This is a genomic window from Mycobacterium sp., assembly GCF_040509115.1.
Taxonomy (GTDB): Bacteria; Actinomycetota; Actinomycetes; order Mycobacteriales; family Mycobacteriaceae; genus Mycobacterium.
In genome coordinates this window covers 1-13,236 of record NZ_JBEVLO010000328.1, presented here as the reverse complement: position 1 = coordinate 13,236, position 13,236 = coordinate 1, and the positions used below count along the sequence as shown (strand labels likewise).

The window sequence follows — 13,236 nt, the reverse complement described above, 5'->3', positions numbered from 1 at the left end:
AGGTTCTGCGCGCCGTTCATGGCGGTCGGAAATCGATAGTCGCGACAATTGGATTCCCGTGGATCCCTGGTCTCGGCTCACTCGGGGACGTCGACGGTGACTGGCTCGAGCAGCGGCTGGTGATTCTTCTCGTGCCGGAACGTGCTCGACGCCTCGTAGACCTTCAACTTCAGCCGGTTGATGGACCCGAGTGGGCGGTGCGCGGCCAGCCCGGTCCACGCGTTGAACGACAGCACGTCGTCACCGAAGATCCGTCGTTTGTCGCCGTAGGCGTCCTGCGCGGGGAACGTCACGGTGGCCACCCTTCGGTGCGGCGAAACCGACTCCGGCCAGGCCACCGTCGCATCTTCGATCGGCATCGTCACCGGGTCGGTGCACAGTTGGACTCGTAGCTCGTACACCGCGCTGTCGTGCCGGAAGAACTCGACGACCATGTCGCGGAACGCTTCTGGGCCGGCGTCGTCTGGCATCAACTGGCTGCTCAACACCTTCACCGAAGGTGAGAGCGGCGCGAGGCAGAACTTCGCGACGTAGTCGCCGTAGCGGATCGGCGCCGACGAGAAGAAGGTGTTGCCGAGGATGGGGATGTTGGGTTCCACGAACAGTTCAAGCGCAACGGGTAGTTTGCCGCCGAACCGGTGCAGGACGGGCTTCACCCTGGCCAGGACCCATTGGACGACCATCATCACCCTGTCCGGGAGTCGGGCCAGCAGCCAGGCCAGGGGCATCCCTCGGACCAGGTAGGCGTGGGCGTCCTTGAACGGGAATTCGCGGTGGGTGACCAGAAGGAAGTCCTGGGTGGTCGCGCCGTCGTCCTGCAGTCGGGGCCCTTCGACACCAAGGACCTTGAGTCCGAGTCCCCGGATCCCGCGCAGGCGATCGTGCCGCAGTGCACCCGAGGTACTGGAGAGTCGTCCGAAGACGGGGTAGGTGGCGGCCCTGGCGAACAGTCCCTGGGCCAGTTCCTCTGGCAGGTCGGGGTCGACGGTGAGTTCGCCGATGAGGATGCCGTGACTCTTGGCGTGTGCGTCGCGGATGGCGTGCCGATACTTCTTGTAGGCCCACACGTTGTTGCCGTGCAACTTCGCCACCAGCTTGTCGATCAACTCGGCTTCGTCCTGGCGGGGGTGCTCGAGGTCCTCGCGGTAGCGGATGGGGGTGGGGGCTGGGGATGTCATGGGCGCCTCATTTCGATCCAACCGCGGTCCATTGCTTGAAGGGATTGGCGACCCCGCGCAGGGCGGGTTCAAGCGACGGGCTGTGTCGCAACAGCACGGTGCGCATCGAATTGGCATGCACCCACTGCATTCCCGCGTCCGTGTAGACCTCGGCGCGGAAGTCACGGGTCAGGAACCGGTCGCTGCTCAGCCGACGCGATGCCATCAGGGTGAAGACACGGAACGCCGTCTCGCTGAATCCGAACCCGGCGGGCTTCTTCTCGGCGTACAACCCGATCATCAGATCGACCCGCTCGACGTCGCCGTAGACCTGCCGGAGCTCCTCGGCCCACACGGGGTCGTCGGTGAGCTCCTCGAACGTCTCGGCGGGCTTGAGGCGGAACAACCGACGAAACTCGTTGTAGCGCGGGACACCACGCTCGCGGATGCGCAGAACGTCCGCGGCCGCGAGGTCGATGAGACTTCCGTCGGCGCGCTGGTGCGCCTGCAGGTGCACCGGGAAGTTGTGCAGGGTGATCTCGCCGGGATGGCTTCGTCCCAGTGAGTACAGCACGTCGTCCATCGGTATTTCGGTCAGTCGATCGCGGATGTGCCGCACGGTGAGGTCGGGGAGTTCGTGGGTGGCCAGGATGCGGTTGTCCGCGGCGGAGCGGAACTCGTAGTCGTCCGGGATCAACGGGTGCATCCGGTATACGGCGACGAACTCCTCGGTCAACGAGTAGGGCACCCCGTGGTGGTTGGTGGGGGAGCCGGGAATGCCCTGCAGCAGTTCGCTTTCCGTGAGCCGGCCAAACATGCGGGCGAAGCGTTCACCCAGCAGACCGAACCAGTTGGCGCGCATCGCGAACACCGTGGTCGGGTGGGCGATGATCGCGGGCGTCCAGTCGATGGTGTGGATCTTGGCCAGCAGTGCCGAGTTGACCAGGCGCGCCTTCTCATAGATCTGTTGATCACTGAGGTGCGGATTCGCCGCCACCAGATGGTCGCAGATCGCGTTGTGCTCCCGCAGGAACAGCGAGTGGACGGCGGCCAGGCCGAGCCACGAATTGCCTGCGTTGCCCGAGAGGTCGTCCAACTGCTCCACGTCGCGTGGCGGCAGCAGCTGTTCGTCGATGCGCAGCTTGCCCATGTACCCGGCCCGGAGGGCATCGGCGTAGGCGCGGGTGTTGCCGTAGATCTGCGAGGCGTCCCACCAGTGCGAGTCCCCGGTGACGAACGTCGGAGCGCCGAACCCGTCCGGGCTCGGGTCGGGTGCGGTGCGCTTGATGGTCATCGGAGGGTCGGCCCACTGATCGCGCTCGTCGAGCGGGATGTCCCACGGGTCGCCGTCGGTGGTGCCGTGGCTGACCCAGTCGTGCACCTCGAACTGAATCCATGCCGCGGCAAGCACGTTGAGCGTCGTCGCAGGCCGAAAGCGATCGCGGGTCAGCAATCGTTGGCTGACGGTGCGTGGGCTCGGCGAGAGCAGGTCCCCCGGAGCGTCCGGATGGGTGCGCCCGACGGGGACGTTGCGGCCGAACCTGCTACCGGTCGATCCCATCAGCGGGTCGTCAAGGTCGTTGTGAGTGCCTGCTATGGTCCGGGCCGTCTTGGCGTCGTAGTCGGCGGTGGCCAAGGAGTCAGGTGGCCGGTCGGCCGGGCCGCGGCCGGTGCCGTGCAGATTCTTGGCCCGCAATTGGGTGCGAATGCCGATGAGCACCGCGAGCGCGATCGGTCGTGGAAGGTGGGACCAGCCGAAACGGCGATCGATCGCCTCGGCCACGCGCGCCATCCGCAGTGCCGCCTTCACGGCGCCACCGTCGGCTGAATCAGTACCCCATGCATGTCGCGACCCCCGTCACAAATGGCAGACGAGCCGCCGACTTCAGGACGGTATCAGTCCAACGGCTGGTGAGCGCGGCGAATATGCACACACGCAGCGGCGGATCGGTCCGACTCATTCGACACACCCGCTGACTTCGACACTGGCCGCCCGATTGCTCCATGCCGCAGGCAACTCGAGCACGTCGGCGAAGAAGGAGACCGACTCGCCCCCGAAGTTCGGCTCTTCCCAGATTTGGACCTTCATGCCCGCCGGGATGAGCATCGTCGAGAGTGCGCCTGCGCCCAAGGAGTTCGCGGCCAGGTCGGGATAACTGCCCGCCTTCAACAACAGCGTATGCCGTGACCACCGGGAGTCGACCGCGACGACGTGGTCGACGACCGGCGGCCCGTCGGCGACCTGGTAGACGATCAGTGACGAGATGCGGTCGGTCCAGTTCAGTGGAACCTTGAGGCTGTCGGCGGTGAAGTCGATGAACGACCCTTGGAACCAGACGTGGCCGTAGCCGCGCACCGCGAGCCCGGCGGGCACCTTCAGCGCGCTGATCTGATCGTCGCCGATCGAGAGCAGCCTCTTGGTGTCCTCGTAGCGACCGATCGACAGCTTCTGCGATGGGCCGGGGATGCCGATCCAGTCGGCCACGTAGTCCGCGGGGGTGAAGATCTCGACCTGCTCGGTGGAGTGCTCGACCCGTTTCGGCAGCACGAAGCCATCCGGGAGCACCGGCGCCTCCTGGTCGACCGCGCGGCCGTGGCGACCCACGCCATCGAGCCGCTCGGTGACCGCGGCCATCCAGCGGGACACGGTGGTCGCGTCCGGTGGCGACTTGAAGTACGTGGGGTGCAACAGGATGGCTTCGAGGTCGTTGCGGATCCCGAGTAGTCGCATGCGCTCCTTCATGACGTCCTTGCGCACCTCTTCGTGGCGGCTCGCCAAGGCGCGCCAGTTCGGCTCCTCCGGCATCTGCCGGACGGACTTCGCGAACGTCTTCAGCCCCGCCATCACCTCCTCGACGGTTCCCGGGCGGGAGATCGGGTCTTCGGTGCCGTCCCGCTGATAGACCGACACGCGTACCTCGCAGCGCCGCCTCAATTCGTCCATCTGCTCCTGCAGGCCGGTGTCGACGGACCCCGACGCGAAGAGTCCGTCGAGGCTCGCCTTCAGCGAGATTGCGAGGTCGCGTTGCGTCTGCCGCTGCTCCGAGCTGATCGAGAGCACGGCGATGTACTCGCCACCGGTTTCGCTGCCGCGCTTGACCGTGCCCTCGATCTTGGCCCTGGCCACCAGGAACGTCGACGTCGAGTTGAAGCGCACCTCTTCGGCGAACGTGAATTTGCGCTCCGCGCCGAACATTCCGGAGCGGGCCTTGACGGCTAGGTTCAGACCGAGCGACTCATACATCTGCTCGGCGGAGTAGACCAGGGTGGTGTCGTAGTGCGCCGCCGTGAGGGGGAGGGTGCGCCGCTGAAACGCCATGGCGACCAGCGTGGCCGGTGCGCGATTCGGGAGGGTGAGTAGTCCGCTACTCGAACTCGGTCTGATTCGGCCCCATGCGGCTGCGTGGTCCCGGCGGTTCCGACCAAACATGTGTGTGCTATACACATATAAATGTCCTCGTCTTACGACCGCCTCGATGACGCGCTGGCGCGCATCCACGCGGTGCGGCAGCGCCCGTCGTGGCGTCGCCGACTGTTCGAGGGCCACCCAGCGGTCGGCTCGCTACCGGCGCTGCGAGTCCTGCGTGCCGTCGAACGTCACGAGAGCACGGGCGACGCCGCGTCGGTCGGGGACGTCGCCGAGTACCTGGCGGTAGAACATTCGACTGCCAGCCGATTGGTCGGCGGCGTGGTGGCATCCGGGTTGCTGTCGAAATCGGTTGCGCCAGATGATCAACGCCGGTACCTGTTGGCGCTGACCGAGGACGGCCGCCGCGCGCTCGGTGAGATCACCGACCGACGGCGACAGATGGTGGCCGACGTGGTCGACGGGTGGCTGGAATCCGACGTCGAAATGCTGCTCGGGCTACTGGATCGCCTGGCGGACGACTTCGAGCGCGGCCCTGGCGCATGAGTACGGTCGCTGATCCCGCGGTGCGCCCGCGCGGCGCGCTTCGCCTGATGATCGATCCGACGTTCGGTGGGCTCTTCTGGGCGAAGATCCTGTCGGTCGTCGGGGTGTGGACGCACTGCATCGTTGCCGCCGTGGTGGTCTTCGACGCCACCGGCTCAGCACTGATGGTCGGCCTGGTCGGTGTGGTGCAGTTCGGGCCACAGTTGATCTTCAGTCCGCTGTCGGGCAAATGGGCCGATCTCGGCAACCCGGTGCGCCAGATCCTGATCGGCAGGCTCCTGTGCGTCGTGGGCTCGGGTGGCATCGCGGTGTTCCTTGCCGCGATGCCCGGATTGACCGGCGCTGGCGCAGCAGTGACGGTGCTGGTGGGATCGACCGTTCTCGGCATCGGGTTCGTCATCGGCGGCCCGGCAATGCAATCGATCGTGCCGAGTCTCATCCGCGACGGCGAGCTCCCGACTGCCATGGCGCTCAACAGCGTGCCGATGACCATCGGCAGGTTGGCGGGGCCGATCCTCGGTGCCGTGCTGACCGCACAGCTCAGCGCCGCTGCGGCATTCGGTGCGAGCGCGGTGCTGAGCCTCGTCTTCGCCATCTTCGTGGTGATAGCCAAGTTTCCGGCGCCGAAGAAGCGTCGGAGCGACGTGGACTACTCCGTCCGGGCGGCGCTTCGGTACGTGCGCGACGACCATTCGCTGTTCCTGGCCCTGATCGCGGTGGCGACCGTGGGACTTGCCGCCGATCCGTCGATCACGTTGGTGCCCTCCATGGCCGCCGAGCTGGGCGGTGGCACCCACCTCGTCGGGGCGTTGTCGGCAGGGTTCGGCGGCGGGGCGGCGCTGGGTCTGGTCGCGCTCGGTCTGACACGCGGCAAGGTGAGCCCGCCGAGCACGTCAGCCGTCGGCCTGTGGTTGCTGGGACTCGGGTGTCTGCTTCTGGCCGTCAGCAGTGGAATCGTCCTGGCGATCAGCGGATTCGCGTTGGCCGGCGTCGGGTTCGGTTGGGCGATGGCGGGTTTGGGCACCGTGGTGCAGGAACGCGCCCCCGACGAGCTCCGCGGGCGCGTCATGGCGCTCTGGATGGTCGGCTTCGTGGGCTCCCGCCCCGCCGCCGCGGCCGTCCTCGGTGGCACGGCCGACCACTGGTCGGTGCACGGCGCGTTCCTGATCGCCGCGGTGCTGACGTTGGTCGTGGCCGTCTTCTGGCAGCTGCACGCCCGCCGCGGCCTCGGGCCGAGCGTGCCCATGACCTTCGTCTGATCAGACGTGCAGGATCAGCGCGTCGCCCTGGCCGCCGCCACCGCATAGTGCGGCGGCACCGGTGCCGCCACCGCGGCGCTTCAACTCCAGCGCCAGGTGAAGGGCGATGCGCGCCCCCGACGCCCCGAGCGGATGGCCGATCGAGATGGCGCCGCCGTTGACGTTCACCTTCTCCGGGTCCAGGCCCAGCTGCCGAGTGGAGGCGATGCCGACGGCGGCGAACGCCTCGTTGATCTCGACGAGATCCAGCGACGCCGGGTCGATGCCCTCCTTCGCGCACGCCGCGACGATCGCGTTGGCGGGCTGGGACTGCAGCGAGGAATCCGGCCCGGCGACCACGCCGTGTGCGCCGATCTCGGCGAGCCAATCAAGGCCCAGCTCTTCGGCTTTGGCCTTGCTCATCACCACGACGGCGGCGGCGCCGTCGGAGATCTGCGATGCCGAACCCGCGGTGATGGTGCCATTGCGGTCGAACGACGGCCGTAGGCGGGACAGGGAATCGGCGGTGGTGTCGGCGCGGATGCCCTCGTCCTCGCGCACGACGACGGGATCGCCCTTGCGCTGCGGGATCTCGACGGGTACCACCTCGTCGTCGAAGAGTCCGTTCTTCCACGCTGCGGCGGCCTTCTGATGTGAGGCCGCGGCGAAAGCGTCCTGCTCCTCACGCGTTGCGGCGACGGCTCCCTCGTTGCGCTCCTCGGTCAGGGCGCCCATGGCCTGCTCGGTGAAGATGTCGTAGAGCCCGTCGTAGGCGAGATGATCGGACATCGTGACGTCGCCGTACTTGAAGCCCTGCCTTGACTTTTCGAGCATGTGTGGCGCCTGCGTCATCGACTCCTGGCCACCTGCGACGATCACGTCGAACTCGCCTGCGCGAATCAGCTGGTCGGCCAATGCGATCGCGTCGATGCCGGACAGACAGACCTTGTTGATCGTCAACGCGGGCACGTTCATCGGGATCCCCGCGGCAACGGCGGCCTGCCTGGCCGGGATCTGGCCCGCGCCTGCGGTGAGGACCTGTCCCATGATCACGTACTGCACCAGGTCGGGTGCGACGCCGGACTTCTCCAGCGCGGCCTTGATGGCCAGACCGCCGAGATCGGAGCCGGAGAACCCGGCCAGTGAGCCCATCAGCTTCCCGATCGGGGTCCTGGCGCCCGCGACGATGACGGACCGGGTGCTCACGAGTCGCCCTCCTCGGAGCGGTCGACGAGGTCGTCGGCGATCGAAAGGGGGGCGCCGGTGGCAGCGAGGACGTGGTCGACGCTGACTCCGGAGGCCGTCTCGCGGAGGACCAGCCCACCGTCGGTGACGTCGATGACGGCGAGATCGGTGATGACGCGGTGCACGACGGCCTGGCCGGTCAACGGGAGCGTGCACGTTTCGAGAATCTTCGAATTGCCTTGGCGGTCAGCGTGTTCCATCACTACGATCACCCGTGCGGCGCCGTGCACCAGGTCCATGGCGCCACCCATGCCCTTGACCATCTTGCCGGGCACCATCCAGTTGGCCAGGTCACCGCTGGCCGAGACCTGCATACCGCCCAGAACGGCGGTGTCGATGTGGCCCCCGCGGATCATGCCGAACGAGAGGGCCGAGTCGAAGAACGCCGCGCCCGGCAGTGCCGTGACGGTCTCCTTGCCCGCGTTGATGAGGTTCGCGTCGACCTCGTCCTCGGTGGGGTACGGCCCGGTGCCGAGTAGACCGTTCTCGGAGTGCAGCGTGACCCGGACCGCCGGGTCGAGATACCCGGGGATCAGTGTCGGCAGGCCGATGCCGAGGTTGACGTACTCCCCGTCGCGCAGTTCTCGGGCCGCGCGTTGGGCCATCTGGGTTCTGGTCCAGCCACGGATGGCGGTCCCCGTGTCGGTCATGCGGTCACTCCTGCCGTCTCGCGCGTGGTGCGCTTCTCGATGTGCTTGGTCTGCGGCCCTGTTTCGACGATCCGCTGAACGAACACCCCAGGCAGGTGTACGCGGGCCGGGTCGATCTGGCCCGGCTCGACCAGGCGCTCGACCTGTGCGATGGTCACCCGGCCCGCCATCGCCGCCAACGGGTTGAAGTTCATCGCCGCCTTGTCGAACACCAGGTTGCCCGCGGTGTCGCCGACTTCGGCGTGGACGAGGGCGACGTCGGCGGTGATGCCCTCCTCGAGGACGTAGCGCTTGTCGCCGAAGACGCGGGTCTCCTTGGGCGGCGACACGATCGCGACGGACCCGTCGGCCCGGTAGCGCCACGGCAGTCCGCCGTCGGCGACGGGGCTTCCCACGCCCGCGGGGGTGAAGAACGCCGGGATGCCTGCGCCGCCTGCCCGCAGCCGCTCGGCGAGGGTCCCCTGCGGGGTCAACTCGACTTCGAGCTCACCGGCCAGGTACTGACGGGCGAACTCCTTGTTCTCGCCGACGTAGGACGCCGTCACCCGGCGGATCCGGCCGAGGCCCAACAGGATTCCCAGGCCGTGCTCGTCGACGCCGCAGTTGTTCGAGTAGACCTCCAGGTCTCCCACTCCGGTGTCGGCGAGGGCGCCGATCAGAACGTCGGGGATGCCGCACAGGCCGAACCCACCGACGGCGATGGTCGCTCCCTCGGCGATGTCTGCGACGGCGTCCGCCGCGCTTCGGACAACCTTGCTACTCACGTCGCGCTCACCTCTTGCTCTCATGGCGACCATTCAGTGGACGATCGCCGCTCAGGTGTTACTTCATCAAATGGGCACGTCAGAGTGAATGGGGCGAGAGAAATTGGAAGCATATTGCTCGGGGGTCGAACGCAATTGCGTCGGATTGTCCACTGAGTGAACGTAGGATGCCGGGATGGGCGACAAGCCGAACGTCATCGGACGCGTGACGGCCCTGCTGCGTGCGATCGGCGAGCACGAGCCGTCCGGTGCCACGACGTCGGAGCTCGCCCGGGATGCGAGCCTGGCCCGGCCGACCGTGCATCGGCTCCTGACGGCGCTCGTGGTCGAGGGATTCGTGGACCGCAACGAATCGACGGGGCGGTGGACTCTCGGCCCCGAGATGTATCTGCTGGGTTCGATGGCGGCCGAGCGCTACGACATCACCGACAGCGCCCGGGGCATCCTGCGCGACCTCGCCCGCGACACCGGCGAGAGTGCGTTCCTCTCGGCCCGGCGCGGCGACGAAACGGTCTGCCTGGCCAACGAGGAGGGCAGCTTCCCGCTGCGCTCGCACGTCCTCCACGTCGGCATCAGGTTTCCGTTGGGGGTGGCCTCGGCCGGGCTGGTCATCCTGGCGCACCTCCCGGACCGGGAGGTCGACGACTACCTGAGCCGTGCCGATTTGGTCCCGGCCTGGGGTCCGACCCATGACGAGGCGCCGCTTCGGGGACGAATCGAGCAGGTCCGGCTGGACGGGTACGCCATCAATCCGGCGCTGCTGGTCGAGGGGAGCTGGGGGATGGGAGCCGCGGTCTTCGATAGGCGCAAGCAGCCCGCATGGGCATTGAGCCTGACCGGGGTCGAGACCCGGTTCTCCGCCGACCGGCGACCGGCACTGGGCGCAAAGCTGCTCGACGCCGCGCACGCCCTTGGTCAGCGGCTGGCGATGGCACCGGCACTTGCCGAGTGACTACGCCGTCGGGAGTGGCCGCCCGGTGGGCCGCATGCCGTCGAACAGCAGGGTGAGATGGCGGCGGGTCGCCGTGGGTTGGCAACCGTGCTCGTCCTTCTGCACGATCGCCAGGGCCATCACGACGATCGCCTTGAGATCGGGGGCGGTCAGGTCAGGCCGCACGACGCCTGCCGTGATCGCGCGCTGCAGAAGGTGGTCTCGGGCCGCGGCGTAGGCGGCCATGGTGTCCATGCCCATCACGGCGTGCCCGGCGGCCAGCGACACCAGCACGGGGTGCGCCGCGAACGCGTCCACGGTCGAGGTCAACGACGTGACCAGATCGGTCCACGGGTCTGGGCCGTCCGCGACGATCGCCGTGGCGATCTCCTCGGTGAAGACGTGCTCGGCAACGGCCTTGATCAGCTCCTCGCGGGTACCGAAACGGCGGTACAGCGTGGCGATTCCGACGCCGGCCCGGTTGGCGATCTCGTCCAATGAGACTGCGGGACCGTCGATTTCGAAAGCCATCGCCGCGGCGGTGACGATGCGAAGGTGGTTGCGCGCGGCGTCCGAGCGCAGACCATGGACCGTCACTCCTTGGCTATCTGCAGCGCGCCAGAGGGACACAGGCCAACCGCGGCGCGGGCCGCCTTCTCCTGATCGGCGGGCACGTCCTCGACCAACGTCACCACGATGCCGTCGTCATCCTGATCGAAGATCACGTCCGCAGTCATAACACACATGCCCGCGCCGATGCAGACGTCGCGGTCGGCCAGGATCTTCATCGGGACCTCACCACGTGACCGGCAGCGAGGCCGCGCCGTAGATGAGGTTGAACTGCCGGAAGGCGATGTCGCCGACGTCTTCTGCGAGCGCCAGAGTCGGGAAGCGGCGAAGCAGGGCGGGAAACGCGACCCGCATTTCGAGACGGGCCAGCGGAGCCCCGAGACAGTGGTGGACGCCGTGGCCGAAGGCGACGTGTCCCGCTGCCCCGCGGGCGATGTCGAGGACGTCGGGATGGTCGATGAAGCCGGGGTCGCGATTGGCCGACGGCAGCGACAGGATGACGAGACGTCCGGCGGGTATCACCACGCCGTCGACCTCGACGTCGGTGGTGGTGATCCTGGGGATGGCGTGCTGCACCACCGACAGATAGCGCAGCAACTCCTCCGTGGCAGGACCGATCGCGTCGGGATCGTCGCGGACGGCAGCCAATTGCTCGGGCCGCTGCAGCAGCGCAATCGTGCCCAATCCCAACATGTTCGAGGTGGTCTCGTGTCCGGCGATGAGCAGGAGGCTGGCGATGCCGACGAGCTCGTTGTCGGTGACGTCGGCGCCGTGGTCGCGCACCAGCATGCCGAGGATGTCCTCACCCGGATCGCGGCGCGCCTGCCGAACGAGCGACAACATGTACTCCCGGCTGGCCAGGGCAAGCTTCTGGCGTTCGGCAATCGGCGCGCTGAAGTCGAGCTGACGGGCCGACCGTCGTTGGAAGTCGTCCCGGTCGTCGTACGGCACGCCGAGCAGTTCGCAGATCACCAGCGATGGGATCGGCAGGGCGAAGCTCGAGATGAGGTCCGCGGGCGCGCCGGCCCGTTCCATCGCGTCGAGGTGCTGCTCGACGATCTCGACGATCCTCGGTTCGAGTCGCTTCATCCGCCGGACCGTGAACTCGGGGGTCAGCATCCTGCGTAACCGCTGGTGCTCGGGTGGGTCGGTGCCGAGCAGGTTGCCCGCCGTCGCGGCTTCGTACTCCTCGGCGGTCGGCGACTCGCCGGCGGGGGCGAAGGTGCCCGGTGGCTTGCGGTTCGCGAAGCGGGTCGGATCGGCCAGCGCGGTCTTGACCCGCTCGTACCCGGTCACCAGGTACGCGGCGACGCCGAACACCGAGATCTCCTGCACACCACCGGCCTCGCGGAGCTCCGCGAGTTCGGGGGTGGGGTCGAGGCCGTCGCGTCGCATGTACGCGGGGACGTGGGGCAGTGCTTGAGTCATCTGCCAAGGCTACGCCAACTGATAGTGACGCTACCGTTTCTTGTTGGACTTCGTTCGGTGACTACGGTGACACCGATGTCGTCGACCGAGCCGACCGAGCCGGCCCAGCCCAAGGTCCCGTTCCCGAGGGGAATGGCACTACTGGTCGCGGGCGCGTTCTTCATGGAGATCCTCGACGCCACGATCATCACCCCCGCCATTCCGTTGATCGCGTCGTCGTTCGGCATCGACGCCGTCGACGTCAACGTCGCGATCTCGACCTATCTCGTCACCGTCGCCGTGCTCATCCCAGCCAGCGGTTGGATGGCCGACCGATTCGGGGCCCGGCCCCTGTTCTGTGCTGCCGTCGCGGTCTTCACTCTGGCCTCGATCGGCTGCGCGGCGAGCGTGTCGCTACCGATGCTGGTCGCGATGCGCATCGTGCAGGGACTAGGTGGGGCGATGATGGTGCCCGTCGGCCGACTCGCGGTCTTGAGGTTGAGCGGCAAGGCCAACCGGGTGCGGGCGATCGCCCTGCTGACCTGGCCCGCGCTGACCGCCCCTGTGCTCGCCCCGATCATCGGCGGCGCGATCGCAAGTACGGGTTCCTGGCGGTGGATCTTCATCGTCAACATTCCCATCGGCATCATCGGATTCCTGTTGTCGCTCAAGCTGATCCGCGGGGAGGCCCATCCGTCGCCGCGACCGCTGGACTGGCGCGGCCTGCTCGCGGTGGGGGCGGGAATCGCCGCGGCGTTGATCGCGCTGGAGAACATCCGGGTCAGCGGCACGGACTGGCTGCTGGTGGCGGCCGGGGTCGCCGTCGCGGCCGTGCTGTTGAGCGGCGCGACCTGGCATCTGCTGCGTTACCGGTACCCGCTGGTCCAGCTGCGGGTGCTGCGCATCCAGACGCTGCGGGTGACGGTGTCCGCAGGCTCGCTCTACCGGCTGGCCATCACCGCGGTGCCCTTTCTCCTTCCTCTGCAGTTTCAGTTGGTGTTCGGCTGGGGGCCGTTCAAGGCCGGCCTGTTGGTCGCCGCGTTGTTCGCCGGGAACATCGCGATCAAACCGACGACCACACCGCTGATGCGCAGATTCGGGGTGAAGCGGGTGCTTCTGGTCAACGGTGTGCTGTCGATCGGGTGCTACGGGCTGTTGGCGATGCTCAGCCTGAGTCCGCGCCTCCCGCTGGCGGTGATCGCGGTGGTCCTCTTCGTCAGCGGTGCGCTGCGCTCGATCGGCTTCACCGCCTACAACACGTTGGCGTTCTGCGACGTCGAGGGCGAGGAGCTGACGCACGGCAACACCCTGAACGCCTCGGTGCAGGAGCTGGCGGCGGGCCTCGGCATCGCGGTCGCGGC

Annotated in this window: 13 protein-coding genes; 4 read left to right on the top strand and 9 right to left on the bottom strand. The window is 67.6% G+C overall.

Features of this window, described 5'->3' with window-relative positions; all coding sequences use genetic code 11:
• Nucleotides 1-77: 77 nt before the first annotated feature.
• The 3 genes from ABW137_RS22930 to ABW137_RS22920 form a co-directional block, all read right to left on the bottom strand.
• Nucleotides 78-1,178 (bottom strand): catalase family protein, encoded by a 1,101-nt coding sequence (locus ABW137_RS22930; protein WP_526403746.1) that lies wholly within the window; start codon nt 1,176-1,178, stop codon nt 78-80.
• Nucleotides 1,179-1,185: 7 nt separating this feature from the next.
• Entirely contained in the window at nt 1,186-2,949 is a 1,764-nt protein-coding gene (locus ABW137_RS22925; protein WP_526403765.1) for a peroxidase family protein, read from the bottom strand.
• A gap of 165 nt (nt 2,950-3,114) precedes the next feature.
• Nucleotides 3,115-4,476, bottom strand: coding sequence for a hypothetical protein (locus ABW137_RS22920; protein WP_526403745.1), 1,362 nt, complete (start codon nt 4,474-4,476; stop codon nt 3,115-3,117).
• Nucleotides 4,477-4,608: 132 nt separating this feature from the next.
• Here ABW137_RS22920 and ABW137_RS22915 point away from each other — a divergent pair, with 132 nt between their 5' ends.
• Entirely contained in the window at nt 4,609-5,070 is a 462-nt protein-coding gene (locus ABW137_RS22915; protein WP_526403744.1) for a MarR family winged helix-turn-helix transcriptional regulator, read from the top strand.
• Nucleotides 5,067-6,329, top strand: coding sequence for an MFS transporter (locus ABW137_RS22910; protein WP_526403743.1), 1,263 nt, complete (start codon nt 5,067-5,069; stop codon nt 6,327-6,329). The genes ABW137_RS22915 and ABW137_RS22910 overlap by 4 nt, the downstream gene beginning before the upstream one ends.
• On the opposite strand, the gene ABW137_RS22905 is transcribed toward ABW137_RS22910, so the two are convergent.
• Genes ABW137_RS22905 through ABW137_RS22895 form a run of 3 tightly spaced genes read right to left on the bottom strand, consistent with a single transcriptional unit; the run spans nt 6,330 to nt 8,967 of the window.
• A complete protein-coding gene (locus ABW137_RS22905) occupies nt 6,330-7,514 on the bottom strand; it encodes a thiolase family protein (RefSeq protein ID WP_526403742.1) in 1,185 nt (394 codons plus the stop codon).
• Nucleotides 7,511-8,203, bottom strand: a complete 693-nt coding sequence (locus tag ABW137_RS22900) for a CoA transferase subunit B (RefSeq protein ID WP_526403741.1) — start codon at nt 8,201-8,203, stop codon at nt 7,511-7,513. Before ABW137_RS22900 ends, ABW137_RS22905 begins: the two co-directional genes overlap by 4 nt.
• Nucleotides 8,200-8,967, bottom strand: a complete 768-nt coding sequence (locus tag ABW137_RS22895; RefSeq protein WP_526403740.1) for a CoA transferase subunit A — start codon at nt 8,965-8,967, stop codon at nt 8,200-8,202. The genes ABW137_RS22900 and ABW137_RS22895 overlap by 4 nt, the downstream gene beginning before the upstream one ends.
• A gap of 175 nt (nt 8,968-9,142) precedes the next feature.
• On the opposite strand from ABW137_RS22895, the gene ABW137_RS22890 reads away from it, so the two are divergent.
• Nucleotides 9,143-9,919 (top strand): IclR family transcriptional regulator, encoded by a 777-nt coding sequence (locus ABW137_RS22890; RefSeq protein ID WP_526403739.1) that lies wholly within the window; start codon nt 9,143-9,145, stop codon nt 9,917-9,919.
• Here the strand turns inward: ABW137_RS22890 and ABW137_RS22885 are convergent, their stop codons facing one another.
• Genes ABW137_RS22885 through ABW137_RS22875 form a run of 3 tightly spaced genes read right to left on the bottom strand, consistent with a single transcriptional unit; the run spans nt 9,920 to nt 11,896 of the window.
• Nucleotides 9,920-10,495 carry a TetR/AcrR family transcriptional regulator gene (locus ABW137_RS22885; protein WP_526403738.1) on the bottom strand — a complete coding sequence of 192 codons (576 nt, stop codon included), beginning with the start codon at nt 10,493-10,495 and terminating at the stop codon, nt 9,920-9,922. It lies immediately after the preceding gene.
• A complete protein-coding gene (locus ABW137_RS22880; protein ID WP_526403737.1) occupies nt 10,492-10,686 on the bottom strand; it encodes a ferredoxin in 195 nt (64 codons plus the stop codon). The genes ABW137_RS22885 and ABW137_RS22880 overlap by 4 nt, the downstream gene beginning before the upstream one ends.
• A 7-nt stretch (nt 10,687-10,693) precedes the next feature.
• Nucleotides 10,694-11,896: a cytochrome P450 gene (locus ABW137_RS22875; RefSeq protein ID WP_526403736.1), complete on the bottom strand. Its 1,203-nt coding sequence runs from the start codon at nt 11,894-11,896 to the stop codon at nt 10,694-10,696.
• A 132-nt stretch (nt 11,897-12,028) separates the two neighbouring features.
• On the opposite strand from ABW137_RS22875, the gene ABW137_RS22870 reads away from it, so the two are divergent.
• A partial coding sequence (locus ABW137_RS22870; protein WP_526403764.1) for an MFS transporter occupies nt 12,029-13,236 on the top strand: 1,208 nt, incomplete at its 3' end.

Bases quoted from the DNA above. Each gene is read 5' to 3' on its own strand.
- ABW137_RS22930 (WP_526403746.1), bottom strand. From the start codon at position 1,178: ATGACATCCCCAGCCCCCACCCCCATCCGCTACCGCGAGGACCTCGAG.
- ABW137_RS22925 (WP_526403765.1), bottom strand. From the start codon at position 2,949: ATGGCGCGCGTGGCCGAGGCGATCGATCGCCGTTTCGGCTGGTCCCAC.
- ABW137_RS22920 (WP_526403745.1), bottom strand. From the start codon at position 4,476: ATGGCGTTTCAGCGGCGCACCCTCCCCCTCACGGCGGCGCACTACGAC.
- ABW137_RS22915 (WP_526403744.1), top strand. From the start codon at position 4,609: ATGTCCTCGTCTTACGACCGCCTCGATGACGCGCTGGCGCGCATCCAC.
- ABW137_RS22910 (WP_526403743.1), top strand. From the start codon at position 5,067: ATGAGTACGGTCGCTGATCCCGCGGTGCGCCCGCGCGGCGCGCTTCGC.
- ABW137_RS22900 (WP_526403741.1), bottom strand. From the start codon at position 8,203: ATGACCGACACGGGGACCGCCATCCGTGGCTGGACCAGAACCCAGATG.
- ABW137_RS22890 (WP_526403739.1), top strand. From the start codon at position 9,143: ATGGGCGACAAGCCGAACGTCATCGGACGCGTGACGGCCCTGCTGCGT.
- ABW137_RS22880 (WP_526403737.1), bottom strand. From the start codon at position 10,686: ATGAAGATCCTGGCCGACCGCGACGTCTGCATCGGCGCGGGCATGTGT.
- ABW137_RS22875 (WP_526403736.1), bottom strand. From the start codon at position 11,896: ATGACTCAAGCACTGCCCCACGTCCCCGCGTACATGCGACGCGACGGC.